This is a genomic window from Nocardia spongicola, from assembly GCF_047200775.1.
GTDB lineage: Bacteria > Actinomycetota > Actinomycetes > Mycobacteriales > Mycobacteriaceae > Nocardia.
Window position 1 is genome coordinate 47532 of record NZ_JBJZOO010000012.1, and the last position, 20604, is coordinate 68135.

Sequence of the window (20604 nt, forward strand, 5' to 3'; positions counted from 1 at the left end):
TCGCGCGAGCGGGATTCTCCGTGGAAACACTCCGCTACCTCCTCCGGACCTGACCGCTTACGCGACTGCGAACGCTCTTGCTTCAGCGAGTACTTCGCCGAGTACTGCTGCGACGGTATCTATTTCGGCTGTGGTGAGATCGGCGCGCGCAGTCAGGCGCAGCCGGGAAGTACCCTCCGGAACCGACGGCGGACGGAAACAGCCCACTTCCAGCCCGCGTGCCCGGCATGCCTGCGCTGCCTCGAAAGCCACCTGCGCGGGACCGAGCACCACCGGAACCACTGCCGAATCCGGAGCGGGCACACCGGCGATCCTGGCGATATCCGCACCACGCTCCAGCACCTGTCCGGCCAGCTCGGGCCTGCCGCGCAGTAGACGCAGCGCGGCCCTGGCCGCGCCGACCGCAGCAGGCGCGAGACCGGTATCGAAGATGAAGGTGCGCGCGGTATCGATCAGATGGGACCGCACCCGCGCATCGGCCAGCACCACACCACCCTGCGCGGCAAGGGATTTCGACAGCGTCGCGGTGATCACCAGGTCCGGTGTCCCGGCCAGCCCCAGCTCGTGCACAAGTCCGCGCCCACCGGCACCACGCACGCCGAGACCGTGCGCCTCGTCCACGAGAAGCACCGCGTCATTGGCTCTGGTCACCCGGTGCAGTTCGATCAGCGGTGCCAGATCACCGTCGGCGCTGAACACCGAATCGGTGAGCACCACCGCGTGGTCCTCGGTGCGCTCCGACAGCAGCTGGTCGACCGCGGCTACATCACAATGTGGCGCGATCTCCACCCTGGCCCTGGAGAGCCTGCAGGCATCGACCAGCGAGGCGTGACTGCCCGCATCGGAGACGACGAGCGAGCCCCGCCCCGCGAGTGCGGTGACCGCGCCGAGGTTGGCCGCGTACCCGGAGGAGAACACCAGCCCGGCTTCGGCACCGACGAATTCGGCCAGTTCGCTTTCCAGCAGTTCGTGCTCCGTGGTGGTGCCGGTGACCAGGCGTGAACCGGTCGATCCCGCACCCCAGCGGCGCACCGACTCGATCGCGCCCTCGACCACCTCAGGATGGCGGGCCAGCCCCAGATAGTCGTTGGAAGCCAGGTCGATCGACGACCTCCGGGCAGTGCGCGGGCGCAGTTCACGACGGAGTCCCGCGGCAACACGGGCGACGGCATGGGAATCCAGCCAGGCCAGCGGATCGGTAGTCACGGCAGGGGAGCATACTTGAACAGTGTTCAGGTCGGCTAGCCGCAGACTAGAACGGTGCCGCTGATCAGCGTCGATGGCCGCAGTGCCCAGCGCAGGCATCGTCGGCGCGGCATCCGGCGCCACGACGACGGCACCCGCGCTTTACGCGGCGACCGCCGCCCGCATTCCGGCGGTGATCATCGCGATATCGTCGGACGTGCTGATGAACGGCGGCATGGTGTATACGAGGTTGCGGAATGGCCGCAGCCATACCCCGGCCGCTATGGCAGCGTCGGTCGCGGCACGCATATCCACCGGATGATCCAGCTCGATCACCCCGATCGCGCCGAGTACCCGTGCCTCGACCACCCCCGGCATCCCGCGCACCGGGGCGAGCCCTGCCTCCAGCTCGGTCTCGATCCGCCGCACCTCTCCTCGCCAGTCTCGCGAGCGCAACAACTCGATCGATGCGACCGCGACCGCGCAGGCCAGCGGGTTACCCATAAAGGTCGGCCCGTGCATGAGACCGCCGTGCGCCGCGCTGATCGTCTCGGCGATCCGCGTGGTGCACAGTGCGGCGGCCAGCGTGAGATAGCCGCCGGTCAGCGCCTTGCCCACACACAGAACATCCGGGCTCACCGCGGCCTGCTCGGCCGCGAAAAACGTTCCGGTGCGACCGAATCCGGTCGCGATCTCATCGAAGACCAGCAGTACGCCGTGTTCGTCACACAGTCTGCGCAGATCGGCGAGATAGCCCGGGTGGTGCCAGCGCATCCCGCCCGCACCCTGTACGACGGGCTCCACGATGACCGCAGCGAGCTCATCGGCGTGCGCGCTGATCACATCGCGCAACTGCGCGACATATTCGGGTAGGTACTCCCGCGGCGGAACCGGCGCGAACACCTGCGGTACCAGGACGTCGGTCCACAGCGAGTGCATGCCGCCCTCCGGATCACACACACTCATCGGGGTGAATGTGTCGCCGTGATACCCGCCGCGCCAGGTGAGCAACCGCCGCTTATCCGGTCTGCCGAGCGAACGCCAATACTGCAGACACATCTTCACGGCGACCTCGATCGACACCGAGCCGGAGTCACACAGGAACACCTTGTCCAGCCCGGCCGGGGACGATTCGACCAACAGCTCGGCCAACCGGACCGCGGGCTCATGCGTGAGACCACCGAACATCACGTGGCTCATCCGCTGCGCCTGGGCGGTCAACGCGGTGTCGAGCACCGGATGCCGGTAGCCGTGGATGGCGGCCCACCACGAGCTCATACCGTCGACCAGTTCCCGCCCGTCGGCCAGAGTCAGCCTGGTGCCCTCGGCGCTCGCCACCACCAATGGCTCGGTTGTCGCGGGGAATCCCCCGTAGGGATGCCAGACATGCTCGGCATCGAGAGCGGTGATCTCGTCAAGGGTCGGTGCCACAGGAATCCTCGCGTCTCGGCCCCGGCCGTCCGGGGCGACTTGAACGCTGTTCAAGTTAACATTCGCACTGTGCAACGGCCATCCCCGGGCACGAAAGCCGCGGATATCCGATGATCCGGCACCCACCGATACTCCGGGTTCCATAGTGTGGCAGTGGCCGCCGTGTCCGATCACATCACCCGCGCCCGGCCGATGGGACGGCTCCTGCCGCCGTCGATGCGCCCGGCCGCCACCACTGACCATGGCAGATACCGCGCGGCCCGCTACTGTCGTTGCCATGGCTCAGCCCGACGCAGTTCCCGGCGACACAACATCTCTGGATGTCTGGCCCGGCGCCGCCTACCCTCTCGGAGCGACCTACGATGGCGCAGGCACCAACTTCTCGGTGTTCTCCGAGGTCGCCGATGCGGTCGAACTCTGTCTCATCGCCAGGGACGGCACCGAGTCCCGGATCGAACTCGACGAGGTCGACGGCTATGTCTGGCACGCCTACCTTCCCTCCGTCGATCCGGGCCAGCGCTATGGATTCCGGGTGCACGGGCCCTACGATCCGGCCCGTGGCCTGCGCTGCGATCCACACAAACTGCTGCTCGATCCCTATGGCAAAGCATTCGACGGCACCTTCGACGGTCACCCCTCGCTGCACACTCATGGGCTCGACTCGCTCGGCCACACCATGACCAGCGTGGTGATCAATCCCTATTTCGACTGGGGCGCCGACCGCGCGCCGAAACGGCCCTACCACGAGACAGTGATCTACGAGGCACATGTCAAGGGCATGACGATGACGCACCCCGAGGTGCCGGAGGAACTGCGCGGTACCTACTCCGGTATCGCGCATCCCGCGGTCATCGACCATCTGAAGAGACTCGGCATCACTGCGATCGAACTGATGCCGGTCCATCAGTTCCTGCACGATCGGGTGCTGCTGGATCAAGGCCTGCGGAATTACTGGGGCTATAACAGCTTCGGCTACCTGGCGCCGCACAACGAGTACGCGGCATCCGGCCGCGCAGGCTCAGCGGTCACCGAGTTCAAAGCCATGGTGCGGGCCCTGCACGCCGAGGGGATCGAGGTGATCCTCGATGTGGTCTACAACCACACCGCCGAGGGTAATCACCTCGGCCCGACGATCGGCTTCCGCGGTATCGACAACGCCGCCTACTATCGGCTGGTCGACAAGGACCCCTCGCGCTATATGGACTACACCGGCACCGGCAACAGTCTCAATGTGCGCCACCCGCACACCCTGCAGCTGATCATGGACTCACTGCGCTACTGGGTGGTGGATATGCACGTCGACGGATTCCGCTTCGACCTGGCCGCGACATTGGCCCGCGAACTGCACGATGTGGACCGGCTGTCGACGTTCTTCGATCTGGTGCAACAGGACCCGGTGGTGAGCCAGGTCAAGCTCATCGCCGAACCGTGGGACGTGGGCGAGGGTGGCTACCAGGTCGGCAATTTCCCCGGTCTGTGGACGGAGTGGAACGGCAAGTACCGCGACACCGTGCGCGACTACTGGCGGGGTGAACCGGCGACACTCGGTGAATTCGCTTCCCGGCTCACCGGCTCCTCCGACCTGTACGAAGCCACTGGGCGCAGGCCGAGCGCGAGTATCAACTTCATCACCGCGCACGATGGATTCACCTTGCGGGATCTGGTGTCCTACAACGAGAAACACAATGAGGCCAACGGCGAGGACAACCGTGACGGCGAAAGCTGGAACCGGTCGTGGAACTGTGGTGTGGAAGGGCCGACCGACGATCCGGAGATCCTCGCGCTACGCGACCGCCAGAGCCGCAATCTGCTGGCGACGCTGGTGCTCAGCCAAGGTGTGCCGATGCTGGCGCACGGTGACGAGATGGGACGCACCCAGCACGGGAACAACAACGTCTACTGCCAGGACTCGCCGCTGGCGTGGATGGACTGGTCGCTGCGGGAAACAAATGCCGACTTACTCGAATTCACCCGTACCGTGATCGCGCTGCGCGCCGCGCACCCCGTCTTCCGCCGCAGGCGCTTCCTGGCAGGCGGGCAGATCCGGTCGGCCGACCACGCGCGCGATATCTCATGGCTCACCCCGGCCGGAGCGGAGATGACCGCGGCCGACTGGGACAGTGGATTCAGCAAATCGCTGGCGGTCTACCTCGACGGCGCAGGCATCCTCGAGCCGGGGCCGCGCGGCGAACGGATCACCGACGACTCGTTCCTGCTGTGCTTCAACGCGCACGACGAGCCCCTCGAATTCACGCTACCGAACACCCCCGAAGCTATGGAATGGTCGGTAGCACTGGACTGCTCGACGCCGGCCGTCCCGGCTGTGCCCACCCTTCGCGCGAGCGTGGCCCTCCATGGAAACACTCCGCTGCCTCCTCCGGGCCTGACCGCTCACGCCGATGTCTGCTACAGCGGCGGCGACACTGTCACCGTCGAGGCTCGTTGTCTGCTCGTCCTCCACCAGGCCACCCGACCCGAATGCCGATGAACCCACCCCATTCTCCCGAAATGCACGTGACCGACCCGGTATCCCTGCGCCGCAAGCCTGCCCGCCGGACAGCGGTCCGCAGCACCTATCGGCTGCAGTTACGACCGGACTCGATAACCTTCGCCGATGCTCGCGGTATTGCGGAATATCTGCAGCAGCTCGGCATTTCACACCTCTACCTCTCGCCCATCATGACCGCGACGCGCGGTTCGACGCACGGCTACGACGTCACCGATCCGACCACGGTCTCCGCGGCCCTCGGTGGGCCCGCAGGGCTCAAAGCGCTGGCCGACGAGGTGCGTAGCCGCGGTATGGGACTGATCGTCGACCTGGTGCCCAATCATGTCGGTGTCGCCGATCCGCAGCAGAACCCCTGGTGGTGGGATGTGCTGCGGAACGGATGGGAATCCAGGTTCGCGCACTGTTTCGATATCGACTGGAGCCAGGGAAACGGTGCGGGTGGCAGGCTGGCGCTGCCGGTATTGCACAGTGAGAACGACCCGGCCCTGTTGACCGTCGACCGATCCGGCACCGAGCCCATGCTGGCACTGCATGATCTGCGGTTCCCCATCGCACCGGGCACCGACGGCGACAATGCCCTGCGTATCCACGATAAGCAGCATTACCGTCTGGTGAGCTGGCGCGCGGGGTTGTGCACGTATCGAAGGTTCTTCGCGGTCAGTGACCTGGCCGCGATCCGCCAGGAGGACCCCGAGGTCTTCGATATCACCCACCGCGAACTCGCCGCCTGGTGCGAGCACGATTTGATCGACGGCGTACGGGTCGATCATCCGGACGGATTGTCCGACCCCGCGGGTTATCTCGCCCGGCTGCGCAGGCTCATCGGCCCACGCAGGCTGCTGCTGATAGAGAAAGTCCTGGCCGAGCGGGAACCGCTGGACGCGACGCTGCCGGTCGACGGCACCACCGGTTACGAGGCATTGGCCTGCTTCGGCGGCGTACTGATCGATCCGAACGGCGCTACAGCGCTCACCGAACTGTCCCGGCGCGTCGCCGGGCACGGTAGCGACCAGGCGTGGATCGACGAAACCGGCCACCGGATCAAACGCGCGATCGCGGAAAGCATTCTGGTCCCGGAAGTCCGGCGGCTGGTGGCGGCGATCAAACGGGATGCGAACGCCGAGCACACCGATACCAAGGCACTGACCGACGCCACCATCGAGGTACTGGCGTTCATGCCGGTATACCGAGCCGACTACGCCCCGTTGACCGGAACAACCGGCGCGGTGATCGCCGAGGTGGAGAAACGCGACAGCGAACTGGCCGCGCCGCTGTCGGTACTGGTCACAGCACTGGCCGCCGATGGCACCGCGGCGACGCGGTTCAGCCAGGTGTGCGGCGCCATCACCGCCAAGGCGGTCGAGGACACCATGTTCTATCAGGCCGCGCGGCTGGTCTCATTGCAGGAAGTCGGCGGCAACCCGGCCCGGTTCGGCCACTCGCTCAACGAATTCCACCTGTGCAACAGCCAGCGCGCACTACGTTGGCCTACAACCATGACGACGCTGTCGACGCACGACACCAAACGTGGCGAAGACGTACGAGCCCGCATCGGCGTGTTGTCCCAGGCTGCCGAGACCTGGGCGCACAGCGTGGAAGCCTGGTTGGCGACCACCCCGGCCCCGGATGGCGCGACCGCGCTGTTCCTGCTGCAGAACATGTTCGGCGTATGGCCCGCGGACGGGCGGCCCGCCGCATCGGTGCCTGGCCTGCGTGAACGCCTACACGGGTTCGCCGAGAAAGCGCTGCGGGAGGCGAATACCGAGACCTCATGGGAGGAGCCGAACACCGAGTTCGAGACCGCTGTGCACGCGTGGCTGGACGCGGTGATCGATGGACCCGTCGGTATAGAGCTCGGCGACCTGGTGCACGAACTCGCCCCGCACGCGTGGTCGGACGCATTGGCGCAGAAGCTGTTACAGCTGTGCGGCCCAGGAATCCCTGATGTCTACCAGGGGTGCGAACTGTGGGAGGACGCTCTGGTCGACCCGGACAATCGCCGACCGGTGGACTTCGCCGCGCGTGCCGCCATGCTCCAATCACTCACCGGAACACCGGCACTCGACACCACCGGTGCCGCGAAGATGTGGATCGTCGCCTATGCGCTGTGGCTGCGCCGTGAGCGTCCCGGCTGCTTCGTCGGCGGCAGCTACCTGCCGCTGTTCGCCGCAGGCGCGCAGGCGAACAACGTGGTGTCCTATGCGCGTGGCCGGGTGGGCGAGGTGCCCGAGGTGATCGTCGTCGCCACCCGGCACAGTCTGCGCCTGGCCGAAAGTGGTTGGGGAGATACCGTTCTCGATTTGCCTGCGGGCATGTGGACCGACCGGCTGACCGGCCTCACCTGCCAGGGGCAAACCCGGCTCGACACCGTGTTCGCCCGGTTGCCGGTCGCGCTACTGGTCCGCTGACGGTTCGCGCGGTGACACGATGCACACCGTGTCGTCCGGTCCACGCCCGACGTCGGCCACCTGCCCGATGAGCCACCGCACCGCACCCGCCCCGGTCGCGACCAGTACCGCGATCTGCGGTGAACCGGTGATCAATACCAGAACCAGGCAGGTCGCCAGCCCGATGACCAATGCGTCGAGTTTGTACACCGGCCACGCGCTACCGGCGATATCGAGTGTCGCGGCGCGCGCCGAGGGAGAGCCGACTGCCATAGCATCAGGGTATTCGGAAAACGAAGTTCGGGCCAGCGAACTTTTATCGCCGGGAACACATCGGCCCGGTGCAGTGTTATCGCGGATATGCCATTGACAGGTGAGTACGCACCGAGCACCTCCGACTGGGCCAGGGGACAAGCAGAGAGATACGAATCTTCCGGCGGCACCGAGGGCACCACCATACAGGGCCGGCCTGTTGTGCTGTTGACCAGCAAAGGCGCCAAAACCGGCAAACTGCGCAAAACTCCATTGATTCGAGTCGAACACGAAGGTGACTACGCCATCGTCGCCTCACTGGCCGGTGCGCCCAAGCACCCGGTCTGGTACTACAACATCAAGGCCGAACCACACGTCGAATTACAGGACGGCCCGGTCACCAAGGACTACACCGCCAGGGAGGTCTTCGGTGACGAGAAGGCGCTGTGGTGGGATCGCGCGGTCGCGGTGTGGCCGGACTACGCCGAATATCAGACGCGGACCGATCGGCAGATCCCCGTCTTCGTCCTCACCCCGCGAGAGCCCGCGCCACCGGCCCCCGAGTAGCACCTACGTGGCCGCCGAATAGCCGCTACCCGCCGCAACGCAGCAGCACACCGGGTGGCAGCATATTTCAGATGTCCGATCCGCTCGAGGTCCTCGACGCACTGCCCGCTTCTCGTCCCACGCTCACCGTGGACGAGATCGATGCCGCGCACAAGCGAATTGCCGACGTCATCGCTCCGACCCCGCTACAGCGCAGCCCGCGGCTGTCCGCGCTGACCGGGGCGAACGTCTATCTCAAACGCGAAGATCTCAGCCCGGTCCGCTCCTACAAGCTGCGCGGGGCTTACAACCTGGTAGTGCAGCTGACCGAGGCCGAGCGCGCCGCGGGCGTGGTAGCGGCCAGTGCGGGCAATCACGCGCAGGGCGTCGCGTTCGCCTGCCAGGCGATGGAGATCGCCTGCCGCATCTACGTGCCGACCACGACACCGAGACAGAAGCGTGATCGCATCCGGGCGCACGGCGGGGAGTTCGTCGAACTGATCGCCGTCGGCGAGACCTACGACGCCGCGGCAACAGCCGCCGCCGCCGATGTGGCGCGCACCGGCGCGACCATGGTTCCACCCTTCGACGACGCGCGTACCGCGGCCGGTCAGGGCACTATCGCCGCAGAACTCATCGAGCAGCTCGATACCGCCCCCGACCTGGTAATCGTGCCGGTGGGCGGCGGCGGTTGCCTCGCTGGTATCGGCACCTATCTGCGCGCGCGGTCGCCGCGCACCGGCATTCTCGGCGTGGAACCCGCCGGCGCGGCCTCGATGACCGCCGCGCTGGTGGCCGGCGGCCCGGTGACGCTGCCGGAGATCGATCCGTTCGTCGACGGTGCCGCGGTGCGCAGGATCGGCGCCGTACCGTTCGCCGCGGTGTCCGGATTCGGTGGCCGAGTGGTCTCGCACGCCTCGCTACCGTTACTGACCACCACCGAATCCAGTGGTAGCGCAGGAGCTTTTCAGATGATGCAGGTCGATGAGGGCGCGCTCTGCACAGCCATGCTCGATCTGTACCAGAATGAAGGAATCATCGCCGAACCGGCGGGTGCGCTCGCCGTAACGGCACTCGCGGAGCTCACGCCGCAACCGGGCGCTACGGTGGTGTGCCTGGTATCCGGCGGCAACAACGATGTATCCCGCTATGGGGAGATCATCGAGCGCTCGCTCGTACATCGCGGTCTCAAGCACTACTTCCTGGTGGACTTCCCGCAGGAACCCGGCGCCCTGCGCCGCTTTCTCGATGAAGTGCTCGGCCCCGAGGACGACATCACACTGTTCGAGTACGTCAAGCGCAACAACCGGGAAACAGGCGCGGCGCTGGTCGGCATCGAACTCGGCGCGCCGGACGGGCTGGCGCCGCTCCTGGAACGGATGCGGCACTCTCCGATCCAGTGCGAGCGCTTGGAGCCCGGCTCACCGGCCTACCGCTATCTGACCTGACCGCTTCGGCCGGACCGGGCCACCACTCAGGCCGCCTGCGCCGTTCTCCTCAGTGGTGCCTCCACACGGGTGTTACGCAGGCATTTCAGGGCAAGCGGCAGTAACCAGAACGCTGCCGACTGGTCGGAGCCGAGCTGAGTGGCCGAGAACCGGTTGTGCACGAACCCGGCCGAGAGTCCGAGCCGGGGTTCGGCCCAGCCGAACGAGCCGCCGATCCCGATATGCCCGAATCCGGCCCGCGCGCCCGGTATCGGGATCGAATGATAACCGAGCCGCCATAGCATCGGCGCATAGAACAGCGCGCGATCGAGCTGGAAGGTCTCGATACGACGCAATGCCTTCATTGTCCGGCTGCCGAGATACCCGCACTCGTCCGGGGAACCGTCGCAGGCGAGCGCACTGTACATGGCGGCGAGTGCGGACGCGGTACACACCGCATTAGCCGACCCGAGCTCGGTCTCCAGGATCGGCGGATCGGTGCCCTGCATAGTTCTTTCCAGACCGGGTAGGAACAAGCCGCGAGTGACAGCGCCGAGGGCGCCGGGGAACCGATGGCTGCGACCGAGAAATGCCGTACTGAGCGATTTTCCGACTGCGCCGAGCTGAAGACCGGCCAGCGGCGCATAGGTGATCCCCGCGCCCGCGGGCGGCCTGCCCAGATGCAGGCCACCGATGCCGAGCGGCTCGGCGACCTCGGTACGGAACAGCTCGCGCAGATCGGCACCGGTGATCGCGCGAGTCAGGCCGGAGACCAGCCAGCCGAAGGTGATGGCATGGTACGCGGGAACACCGAGCAAATGGTCGGGCTTCGCCGCGGCGAGGCGGTGCTCCATGAGCCGGTGGTCGAGCACATCGGCCACATCGGTCACGAGCGGCTTCACCGCGGACAGCCCGGCCCGGTGCGACATCAGCTGACGGACAGTGATCTTGCGCTTGCCATTGGCACGGAACTCCGGCCAGTACTCGGCGACGGGGGCCGAATAATCGAGCAGACCGCGGTCGGCGAGGCGATGCACGACCGTGGCGGCGATCCCTTTCGTTGCGGAGAAAACGATAGTGCCGGTGTCCCTCGTCCACGGAACCTCGCCCGCGGCGCCGATCCAGATATCCACCAGCGGCTCATCGTCGCGATACAGTGCGAATGCCGCGCCGGTGCCCCGACCATTGCCGAATGCCCGTGCGAAAGCACGCACGAACGGCGCGAATTCAGCGGCTGCGCTGCCCCCGATTCCCGGAGGTAGATCCGCCGGGGTTCTGGACCTGATGGTGCTCATACCCCCGAGGGTAGTGGCGTAGCTCACAGTCGACAAAGGTCTGCCTCGGACAGTTGTAGGCCCGTTATCGACAATCACCGAGAACAGAGCCGGGGTAGGGATTTCCACGAGCTCATCTCGAGGCCGATGGTGCCGTTTCGATCAGCGCGAAAGAGTGTCCGGGAAGGGTTGTCGCAGCGGGGCCGATCGTCGGCGACTCCCAGGACAGCAGCGGAATACCGGCGATCGGCACGGCGACCTGATCCTCGTCCAGATTGCATATCAAGGCCAGTGTGCCGCGGTGGACAACGATCCACCGCGCCACCTCGTCGTAGTCGACTGAAACATGCGTCAGCCATGGATCACTGAGCTCCGCGCGTTCCCGGCGCAGTGCGAGCAACGCTCGATAACAAGACAGCAACCGGTTATGACCCGGTTCTTCCATTTCGCCCCAATCCAGCTTCGAACGCAGAAATGTCCGAGTATCCTGTGGATCCGGCACCTCGTCGGTGGACCAGCCATGTGTGGCGAACTCGTCCTTACGCCCCTGCGCGGTGGCGGCGGCGACCACCGGATCGGTATGCGAGGTGAAGAACAAGAACGGTGTGCGCGCCCCCCATTCCTCCCCCATGAACAGCATCGGCGTGAACGGCGCGCACAGTACCAGGGCCGCTTTGATCGCCAGCTGGCCCGCGGTCAGATAGGCACTCGGTCGGTCGCCGAGCGCACGGTTACCGATCTGGTCGTGATCGCAGGTGTAGGCCAGCAGCGCACTACCGGGAAGCAGCGCCGGATCGATCGGGCGGCCATGGATGCGACCACGGAAGCTGGAATAGGTTGCGGCATGGAAGAACCCGTGCGTAAGCGTCTGAGCCAGGCAGCGCAACGAACCGAAATCGGCGTAATAGCCCTGCCGCTCACCGGAAACCGCGGTGTGCACGGCATGATGCAGGTCGTCGTTCCACTGTGCGGTCATCCCGAGGCCACCGGCCGCACGCGGGGTGATCACCGCGGGATCATTGCGATCACTTTCCGCGATCAGGGTCAGTGGCCTGCGCATATGGGCGGCCAGACCTTCGGTGGCCACGGAGAGTTCGGCGAGCAGATGCGTCGCAGTATGGTCGATCAAGGCGTGCACCGCGTCCAGGCGCAGTGCGTCGATATGGAAAACGCTCAACCAGCGCAGCGCATTGTCGATAATGTATTCGCGCACCTGATCGGATTGCGGACCGTCCAGATTGAGACACTGCCCCCAGGTGTTCCGCCCTTCGGCGAGGTAGGGCGCGAAGCGCGGCAGATAGTTACCGGACGGCCCGAGGTGGTTGTAAACGACATCCAGGCAGACCGCAAGCCCACGGACGTGGCAGGCGTTCACGAACCGCTGCAAACCGTCGGGCCCGCCGTAACTCTCCTGCACCGCGTACCAGAGCACTCCGTCGTACCCCCAGTTGTGGGTACCGTCGAAGGCGTTCACCGGCATCACCTCGACCACGGTGACACCGAGCTCGACCAGATGATCGAGCCGCTCGACCGCGGCATCGAAGGTGCCCTCCGCGGTGAAAGTTCCGATGTGCAGCTCATAGTAGACCGCTCCGGCCGGCGGCCGCCCGGTCCAGCCCGCGTCGGTCCACCCCGCCGGATCCAGTGTGTGCAGCGCCGAGCGGGCGTGCACCCCGTCGGGCTGACGGGGTGAGCGTGGATCGGGCAATACCTTGGGATCGTCGTCGAGCAGGAACCCATACCTGGCCCCCGCCTCGGCGGGCACATCGGCCCGCCACCACCCGTTCGGCGACCGCGCCATCGAGTGGACGACTCCATCCAGGTCCAACCGCACCGATTCCGGCCGCGGCGCCCACACCTCGAACACCGTCACCCGCCCAGCATCCCATGCGTGCGACCGATTCGCCCGGCACCGAGACCAAGCCCGGCCGTTGGCCGCGGTGTCCATCCCCTCGACCCAGCGGCGGCGTCCGCCCACGGTACCGACACTCCTACAGCAGACCTTCGGCCCTGGTCCGAGCCGATGGTCTGTGTGAGAGTGGCGGGGTGGACTGCTATCGCGAACGAGTTCTCCCCCGGATCGTGAACATGGCCTGTGGCATGCGGTCCAATGATCGGCTGCGCGAGCAGGTATGCGACGGGCTGCACGGACGGGTCCTGGAAATCGGCTTCGGCTCAGGTTTGAATGTGCCGTTCTACCCGGACTCGGTCCAGTCGGTCAACGCGGTAGAGCCCGCCGATACCGGCTGGCGGCTCGCCCGCAAGCGCGTCGCCGCAGCCACTGTGCCGGTACTGCGGACCGGGCTGGACGGGCAGGCCCTGCCCGCCACGGACGACACCTTCGACTGCGCCCTGTCCACCTGGACCATGTGCACCATCCCCGATATCGCCACCGCCCTGGCCGAAGTGCGCCGCGTGCTGGTCCCCGGCGGGACCCTGCACTTCCTCGAGCACGGGCTGGCACCGGACCACAGGGTGCAGGTCTGGCAGCACCGCCTGAACCCGGTACAGAAGAAACTGTTCGGCGGCTGTCACCTGAACCGCGATATCCGCGGCCTGTTGACCAACGCCGGTTTCGAAATCCGCAGCGCCGAGTCGTTCTATCTAGAGGCCACACCCCGGTTCATAGGCGCGCACACCCTCGGTATCGCAGTGTCGGGGTGACGCTCAAGCGGTGAGGCAACCGGGGCCGAGCAGCGCCTTCAAATCACCCATCAACGCGGAGGACGGCGAAACCCGCAGCCGATCATCGAGTTTCAACAGCGTGGTCTTATCCCCTGCGCCGACCAGCCGCAGGTGCACATCCGACGTGCCAGGATGGCTGCTCAATACTCGCTTGAGCGCGCCGACTTTGTCCGGGGTGCACATCCGGGTCGGGATGGTGACCGACAGCGGCTTGGCCACCCCGACCGCGGACAAGTCGGGTACGGCGAGATCGTTGGCGATCAACGAGATCCGGTCGTCACGCACCGAGACACGCGCCTTCACCAGGACCACAGCATCCTCGACGACGTCCATGCCGTACACCGAGTACGCCTGCGGGAAGAACAGCACCTCGATACCACCGGTGAGGTCTTCCAGCTGTGCGGACGCCCATGCCAGGCCGTTCTTGTTGATGCGCCGGTTCACCGAAGCCAGAATGCCGCCGACGGTCACCTGTGTGCCGTCTTTGAGATCACCTTCCAGGATGGCGGGGATCTGCGTATCCGCCTGCGCCGCAAGCACATGCTCGATGCCGGTGAGCGGATGTCCGGACACGTACAGCCCGAGCATCTCTCGCTCCAGTGCGAGCCGATGTTTGGATTCCCACTCCTCGTCGGGAACCTTCACGGTGAACACCGAGGTCACCGACTCATCCGCGTCCTCACCGCCGAACAGGTCGAATTGGCCTATCGCCTCGGCCTTCTTGGTGGACATCACCGCGTCGATGGCATCGGAGTGGATGAGCAGCAGGCCCTTGCGCGGGTGCCCGAGCGAATCGAACCCTCCCGCCTTGATGAGAGATTCGGTGACCTTCTTACTCGCCGCGATGGCATCGATCTTGTTCAGGTAGTCGGAGAAGTCGGTGAACTTCGATTTCTCCTTGCGCGCCTGGATGATCGAGGAGACGACATTCGCGCCGACATTGCGCACCGCGCCGAGACCGAAGCGGATGTCCTTGCCGACGGAGGCGAAGTTCTGCTCGGATTCGTTGACGTCCGGCGGTAGTACGGTGATGCCGAGACGGCGGCAGTCCGAGAGGTAGACCGCGGCCTTGTCCTTATCGTCGCCGACGGAGGTGAGCAGGCCCGCCATGTACTCGGCCGGATAGTTGGCCTTGAGGTAGGCGGTCCAGAACGAGACCAGGCCGTAGCCCGCGGCATGCGATTTGTTGAACGCGTAACCCGCGAACGGAAGGATGGTGTCCCACAACGCCTTCACCGCGGCCTCGGAGAACCCGTTCGTGGTCATACCCGCGTGGAAGTCCTTGTACTCCGCCTCCAGGACCTCCAGCTTCTTCTTACCCATCGCCTTACGCAGCGCGTCGGCCTTGCCCATCGAGTAGGAGGCGACCTTCTGCGCGATGAACATGATCTGCTCTTGGTAGACGATCAGACCGTAGGTCTCGGCGAGGATATCCGCGAGCGGTTCGGCCAGCTCGGGATGAATCGGCGTGATCGGTTGCCGCCCATTCTTGCGGTCGGCGTAATCGTTGTGCGCGTTCATGCCCATCGGACCGGGGCGATACAGCGCGAGCACGGCGACGATATCGTTGAAGCCGGTGGGCTGCATACGGCGCAGCAGATCGCGCATGGGGCCGCCGTCGAGCTGGAAAACACCGAGTGTGTCACCGCGCGAGAGCAATTCATAGGTCGCCGGATCGTCCAGCGGCAGATTGTCCATATCCAGATCGATGCCGCGGTTGGCCTTGATATTGTCCAGCGCGTCACCGATCACAGTGAGATTGCGCAGGCCGAGGAAGTCCATCTTCAGCAGGCCGATGGCCTCGCACGAGGGGTAGTCCCAGCCGGTGATGATCGCCCCGTCCTGGGGCCGCTTCCACAGCGGTATGGCGTCCATCAGCGGTTCGGAGGACATGATGACCGCACAGGCGTGTACACCGGCGTTGCGGATCAGGCCTTCCAGGCCGCGCGCGGTCTCGTAGATCTTGGCGACATCCGGATTGCTGCCGATGAGCTCACGGACCTCGGCGGCCTCCTTGTACCGCTCGTGGTCGGGATCCATGATGCCCGACAGCGGAATGTCCTTGGCCATGATCGGCGGCGGCAGTGCCTTGGAGATCTGATCGGCGATGGCGAAACCTGGCTGGCCGAACTGGACGCGTGCGGAGTCCTTGATCGCGGCCTTGGTCTTGATGGTGCCGAAGGTGATCACCTGAGCGACCCGGTCGCTGCCCCATTTCTCGGTGGCGTAGCGAACCATCTCACCGCGGCGGCGATCGTCGAAGTCGATATCGATATCGGGTGCGGAGGGACGCTCCGGGTTGAGGAACCGCTCGAACAGCAAACCGTGCGGCAGCGGATCGATATTGGTGATGCCCAACGCATACGCCACCAGCGAACCGGCCGCCGAACCACGGCCGGGCCCGACCCGGATGCCGACCTCCCTCGCATGCGCGACGAGGTCGCCGACCACGAGGAAGTACGCGGGGAAACCCTTCTGCTTGATGACATCGAGCTCGTAGTGGGCGCGGGTGTAGTACTGCTCCGGCACACCGCCGGGAAACCGGCGCCTCAGGCCGCGGTCGACCTCTTTGCGCAGCCAGGAATCCTGATCTTCCCCCTCCGGCACCGGGAAGACCGGCATGCGGTCCTTGAAGGCCCATACGTCGTCATAGGACTGCACGCGTTCGCCGATCAGCACCGTGTTGTCGCACGCGCCGGGCACCTCGGCATCCCAGAGCGCACGCATCTCCGCGGCGGATTTCAGGTAGTAGCCGTCACCATCGAACTTGAAGCGGGTCGGATCCGACAGCGTCTTACCGGTCTGCACACACAGCAGCGCCTCGTGGTTGCTCGACTGCTCCTTGGTGACGTAGTGACAGTCGTTCGTCGCCAGCGGGGGAATACCCAGCTTGTCACCGATGGCAAGCAGCCCTTCCCTGACCCGGCGCTCGATGGACAGCCCGTGGTCCATCACCTCGAGGAAGAAATTGTCCTTACCGAAGATCTCCTGCCATTTGGCCGCGGCCTCCAGCGCCTCCCGGTCGTGGCCGAGCCGTAAGCGGGTCTGCACCTCGCCTGAGGGGCAACCGGTCGTCGCGATGATGCCCTCGGCGTGCTCGGCGATGATCTCCTCGTCCATCCGAGCCCACTTACCGAGCTGCCCTTCCAACGAAGCCAGCGAGGACAGCTTGAACAGATTGCGCAGCCCGGTCGCGTTCTCCGCGACCATGGTCATATGGGTGTACGCGCCCGAACCGGAGACATCGTCACCTTTCTGGCTCGGATCACCCCACTGCACGCGTTTGCTGTTGAACCGGGAGCCGGGCGCGATATAGGCCTCGATCCCGATGATCGGCTTGATGCCGTGTTTCACGGCGGAGTTGTAGAACTCCGATGCCCCATACATATTGCCGTGGTCGGTCATCCCGACCGCGGCCATCTCCAACCGTTGTGCCTCGGCGAACAGCGGTGAGATCTTGGCCGCCCCATCGAGCATGGAGTACTCGGTGTGGTTGTGCAGATGAACGAACGATCCGGACGAGGCGGCCAAAACGGTCATTCCTCCCAAGGTCTCGACGGGGGGTGGCTGGAACGATTCTAGGTCGGCCCGCCGACGAGTTCGGCAGGGCTTACCACTGTGGGCAGGCGTCCGGCGTGTCGGCGGCGCCGAGCAGCGGCGCGTCCTGGCGAATCACTCGATGAGCGACTGTTGTCCGTACCCGCCCGCGCCACCGCGACCACGCGGCCCGGCGATACCGCGGATCCGCGCTGCGGTCGCGGTGCCGGTGCGACGCCATCGTCCGAGGGCGCCGTAGCCATAGCGACACGCCCGGGACACCCGTTCTCGATCGGAATTGAACCGTCAAGCGCCTGGCGTCGTGATGAAGAGGCACGCGGTATCGGCACAGCGCCTGCCGCACGTTCGAGGAGATTGCATGAAACGTCTCGGGCCCTGGTTCACCCTGGCGGCGGCGCTCGCACTCGGTGTGGTCCTGCTGATGGTCAACATGTCCAAGGACAATGAACCGGCAGCCGCACCACCGAACACCACGACCGAATCCGGCGCACCACCGCCGGCTTCACCACCGCCGACATCCGAACCACCACCGCCAGGCCCCGCCCTGCCCGCACAGGCCGACTATGTGGGCACCATCCCCCTCACCGGCGGCACCGTGATCACCCTGGCGATCGCCGTCGAAGGCGATGCGGCGATCGCCTACGCCTGTGACGGCGCGAATGCCGAGGCCTGGCTGCGCGGCAGTGTGCTGGACACGACACTGCAGCTCACCGGCAAGGGCGATGCCCGGCTCGACGGCCGCTACAACGGCACAGTCGTCACCGGGACGCTGGTGCTCGGCGGCAAGCGATGGGATTTCACCGCCGCACCGGTGCAATCACCCGCTGGGCTCTATGTCTACCGCGAGGACAACATCCGACAGAGTTGGATCATCGCCGCGGACGGCACCGTCACCGGTGTCCAGCGCGCGGCCGATGGCACGACCGCACCAGCTCCCGGCCTGGCACCGGATGCGACGGCGTTCGTCGGTGGCAAGCAGATCACCGCGAGCAAGGTCGAGGGTGGTGACGATGTCGGCTGAGCCAACGACCACACCGTCCGGCCCTGCCCGCCCCGGCGCAGGCTCCACTATGGCGATCGTGCTCCCTGTGTTGATCGGCGCCGCGGTGGCCGTAGCGCTCGGCGTATACGGCCGGATGCACGACCCGCGGTTCTTCTCCGTCAACATAGCCGGTTTCTCCAGCCCGACGGCGGTGAAATCCTGGCTGGCCACACTCGCCTTCGTCCTGGCCCTCGGGCAGGTCGGCTCGGCACTGGCGATGTACGGCAAGCTCCCCGGCCTGGTGGCGCCACGCTGGATCGGCACCGCCCACGTGTGGTCCGGTCGGCTGGCGGTACTGGCCAGCATCCCGGTCGCGGTGCACTGCTTGTACGCACTGGGCTTCCAGGACTACGAGTCCCGCGTTCTGCTGCATTCGCTGTTCGGCTGCTTCTTCTACGGGGCCTTCGTCGCCAAGATGCTGTTACTCACCCGTAAAGGTCTGCCCGGCTGGGTTCTCCCGGTCGCGGGCGGTCTGGTGTTCACCGGTCTCACCGGTCTCTGGCTCACCTCCTCGCTGTGGTTCTTCCAGAACAACGGCCTCATCTTCTGAACGGAATCCGAATGACTTTCGACGAACAACTCCACACCCGCCGCGGTGTCGTCATCGCGGGCACGGGCGCCGTCGCCGCGGCAGCGCTCACCGCGTGCGCCACCTATGGCAACGACAACGCGGCGCCTGCACCGAACCCCGCTCCCGCCGCCGACGCCGAGAGCGGGGCCGCAGGTGCCGGGCAGCAGGCGAGAACACTGGCCAAAACCGCCGATATCCCGGTCGGCGGAGGCGTGATCGTCGGCGATACCGTGGTCACCCAGCCCAGTGCGGGCACCTTTGTCGGGTTGTCCTCGGTCTGCACCCATGCGGGGTGCACGGTATCCACGGTGTCCGACGGCACCATCGACTGCCCATGCCACGGCAGCAAGTTCGGTTTGGACGGCGCGGTGGCGAAGGGACCGGCCACCACTCCGCTCGCCCCGAAGAAAATCCAGGTCGAGGGCGATTCGATCACCGCGGGATGACCGGTACCGGTGGCACGGTCGCCGGTCCATGAGGAGCAGCGCCCCGCGCCATCGGGCAGCCTGCACGTCTGCGCGGACTTCAGTACGCCGCGCACACCGGAGCCGACAAGTTCCGGCGTGCGCGGCGCTATCCGCCTCGGTGTGCCGCCGACCGCCCGATCGCCACCCATGCACCAAGCCAAGGACCAATGCTGGTAGCTCGCACCGGAAAGACGGTGACCGCGGCACCAACGGATGGTCTCAGGGCAGCGGACCGCCCGCGCGCGTCATTCGACCCACGACACCTGTGTATCGATTTTCTGCTGCAGCGTGCTGGCAGTACGCGGATCGCGGTAGACCTGATGCCCACCGACCGTGATGGACCCCGACACCGGCAAGGGCAAACCGAGGTCCACCGTGATGACGCCTGTGCCCTGCATGACGTAATCCCGGATATCGAGGGTGCCCGCATGATTCGGGAGCGTCCACACCAGCGATTTCGGCGTCTGCGTGACATGCAACTCGATGGTGAGCCGGTCACCCTCACGTTTGGTCAGTGTCGCAGTGGTCACTTGGTCGAGCAGGACACCACTGGCGACATCCTGTCGCACCGTCCATACCGCGCCCTCACCTACTGGCTCGCCCGGAAATGCGATCGATCGGTAAACAGCCTGATAGAACGCGTGCTCGAGGGCGGTGCGCGCGGTATTCGACACCTCGGGAGCCGGCTCCAGCCGCAGCTCGGTGATCGCACCGAGCTCACTGAGATCGAAACCCGCGTGCGAGCCACCGATCTTGGTGAGCGCCTTGGCCAGTTTCGGATCCGGCGAGGTGACCATACCGAGGACCAGGTCGATGCCCTCGGACGTAGTCTGCGCGGTCATGGGAATGGTCAGTGCGGGGGTGGAGAAATCACGCGGCGGCTGCCCATCGAGCTGCTGCTCGATGCGATGCGCGGTGTAGAGCGTCACCTGTTGCACGGTGCCCGCTGGATAGTCCGGTCGGAGCAGCGAGCGCGGCTCCGCGCCGTTCGAGACGACCATGGTCACCGCGGCCGGTATCGGCACAGTCACTTCCTTGCCGATACCCAGTGGCCCGGTGCCATCGGTTTCGCCGTCGGATTCCGCTCGGTCGGCACAACCGACCCCGAAAGCGGAGAGCCCGACCACGAGCACCATGAACAGCACACCCGGACGGGCTATCCGGGACAGGTGGGGGGGAGACAACACCGTCACGTGGAACAGGGTACGGGCGTTCCCCTGGTGTCGGTCGAGACATTCGGGTACGCGCCGATCAGAGGACGGACAACCGC

At 65.8% G+C, this 20604-nt stretch carries 14 protein-coding genes and 1 pseudogene; 8 read left to right on the top strand and 7 right to left on the bottom strand.

Annotated elements, in window-relative coordinates; genetic code table 11:
* Window positions 1–57: 57 nt before the first annotated feature.
* Entirely contained in the window at window positions 58–1206 is a 1149-nt protein-coding gene (locus tag ACL02S_RS18955; protein ID WP_412803786.1) for an 8-amino-7-oxononanoate synthase, read from the bottom strand.
* Window positions 1207–1347: 141 nt separating this feature from the next.
* Window positions 1348–2616, bottom strand: a complete 1269-nt coding sequence (locus ACL02S_RS18960) for an adenosylmethionine--8-amino-7-oxononanoate transaminase (RefSeq protein ID WP_412803787.1) — start codon at window positions 2614–2616, stop codon at window positions 1348–1350.
* Between the two features lie 277 nt (window positions 2617–2893).
* Between ACL02S_RS18960 and glgX the strand changes: the two are divergent.
* Both glgX and treY read left to right on the top strand, forming a co-directional pair.
* Window positions 2894–4871: pseudogene (gene glgX / locus ACL02S_RS18965) on the top strand (glycogen debranching protein GlgX); the annotation flags it as partial.
* A gap of 253 nt (window positions 4872–5124) precedes the next feature.
* A complete protein-coding gene (gene treY, locus ACL02S_RS18970) occupies window positions 5125–7533 on the top strand; it encodes a malto-oligosyltrehalose synthase (protein ID WP_412803788.1) in 2409 nt (802 codons plus the stop codon).
* Here the strand turns inward: treY and ACL02S_RS18975 are convergent.
* Window positions 7519–7785: a hypothetical protein gene (locus tag ACL02S_RS18975; RefSeq protein WP_412803789.1), complete on the bottom strand. Its 267-nt coding sequence runs from the start codon at window positions 7783–7785 to the stop codon at window positions 7519–7521. The genes treY and ACL02S_RS18975 overlap by 15 nt on opposite strands.
* An 87-nt stretch (window positions 7786–7872) precedes the next feature.
* On the opposite strand from ACL02S_RS18975, the gene ACL02S_RS18980 reads away from it, so the two are divergent.
* Window positions 7873–8331, top strand: coding sequence for a nitroreductase family deazaflavin-dependent oxidoreductase (locus ACL02S_RS18980; protein ID WP_412803790.1), 459 nt, complete (start codon window positions 7873–7875; stop codon window positions 8329–8331).
* Window positions 8332–8402: 71 nt separating this feature from the next.
* On the top strand, window positions 8403–9758 hold the full coding sequence (gene ilvA, locus ACL02S_RS18985; protein WP_412803791.1) for a threonine ammonia-lyase IlvA: 1356 nt from the start codon (window positions 8403–8405) through the stop codon (window positions 9756–9758).
* Between the two features lie 26 nt (window positions 9759–9784).
* Here ilvA and ACL02S_RS18990 read toward each other — a convergent pair whose 3' ends face one another.
* Together ACL02S_RS18990 and treZ are read right to left on the bottom strand one after the other, a co-directional pair.
* Window positions 9785–11032 (bottom strand): serine hydrolase domain-containing protein, encoded by a 1248-nt coding sequence (locus ACL02S_RS18990; RefSeq protein WP_412803792.1) that lies wholly within the window; start codon window positions 11030–11032, stop codon window positions 9785–9787.
* 112 nt (window positions 11033–11144) lie between these two features.
* Entirely contained in the window at window positions 11145–12884 is a 1740-nt protein-coding gene (gene treZ / locus ACL02S_RS18995; RefSeq protein ID WP_412803793.1) for a malto-oligosyltrehalose trehalohydrolase, read from the bottom strand.
* 173 nt (window positions 12885–13057) lie between these two features.
* Here treZ and ACL02S_RS19000 point away from each other — a divergent pair, with 173 nt between their 5' ends.
* Window positions 13058–13675, top strand: a complete 618-nt coding sequence (locus tag ACL02S_RS19000; RefSeq protein WP_412803794.1) for a class I SAM-dependent methyltransferase — start codon at window positions 13058–13060, stop codon at window positions 13673–13675.
* 3 nt (window positions 13676–13678) lie between these two features.
* Here ACL02S_RS19000 and dnaE read toward each other — a convergent pair whose 3' ends face one another.
* Window positions 13679–17236, bottom strand: a complete 3558-nt coding sequence (dnaE, locus tag ACL02S_RS19005) for a DNA polymerase III subunit alpha (RefSeq protein ID WP_412803795.1) — start codon at window positions 17234–17236, stop codon at window positions 13679–13681.
* 376 nt (window positions 17237–17612) lie between these two features.
* On the opposite strand from dnaE, the gene ACL02S_RS19010 reads away from it, so the two are divergent.
* Genes ACL02S_RS19010 through ACL02S_RS19020 form a run of 3 tightly spaced genes read left to right on the top strand, consistent with a single transcriptional unit; the run spans window position 17613 to window position 19313 of the window.
* A complete protein-coding gene (locus ACL02S_RS19010) occupies window positions 17613–18275 on the top strand; it encodes a hypothetical protein (RefSeq protein WP_412803796.1) in 663 nt (220 codons plus the stop codon).
* A 49-nt stretch (window positions 18276–18324) separates the two neighbouring features.
* A complete protein-coding gene (locus tag ACL02S_RS19015; protein WP_412803849.1) occupies window positions 18325–18846 on the top strand; it encodes a DUF6529 family protein in 522 nt (173 codons plus the stop codon).
* 11 nt (window positions 18847–18857) lie between these two features.
* Window positions 18858–19313: a QcrA and Rieske domain-containing protein gene (locus tag ACL02S_RS19020; RefSeq protein ID WP_412803797.1), complete on the top strand. Its 456-nt coding sequence runs from the start codon at window positions 18858–18860 to the stop codon at window positions 19311–19313.
* A 266-nt stretch (window positions 19314–19579) separates the two neighbouring features.
* On the opposite strand, the gene ACL02S_RS19025 is transcribed toward ACL02S_RS19020, so the two are convergent.
* Window positions 19580–20527, bottom strand: a complete 948-nt coding sequence (locus ACL02S_RS19025) for a hypothetical protein (protein WP_412803798.1) — start codon at window positions 20525–20527, stop codon at window positions 19580–19582.
* Between the last annotated feature and the right edge of the window lie 77 nt (window positions 20528–20604).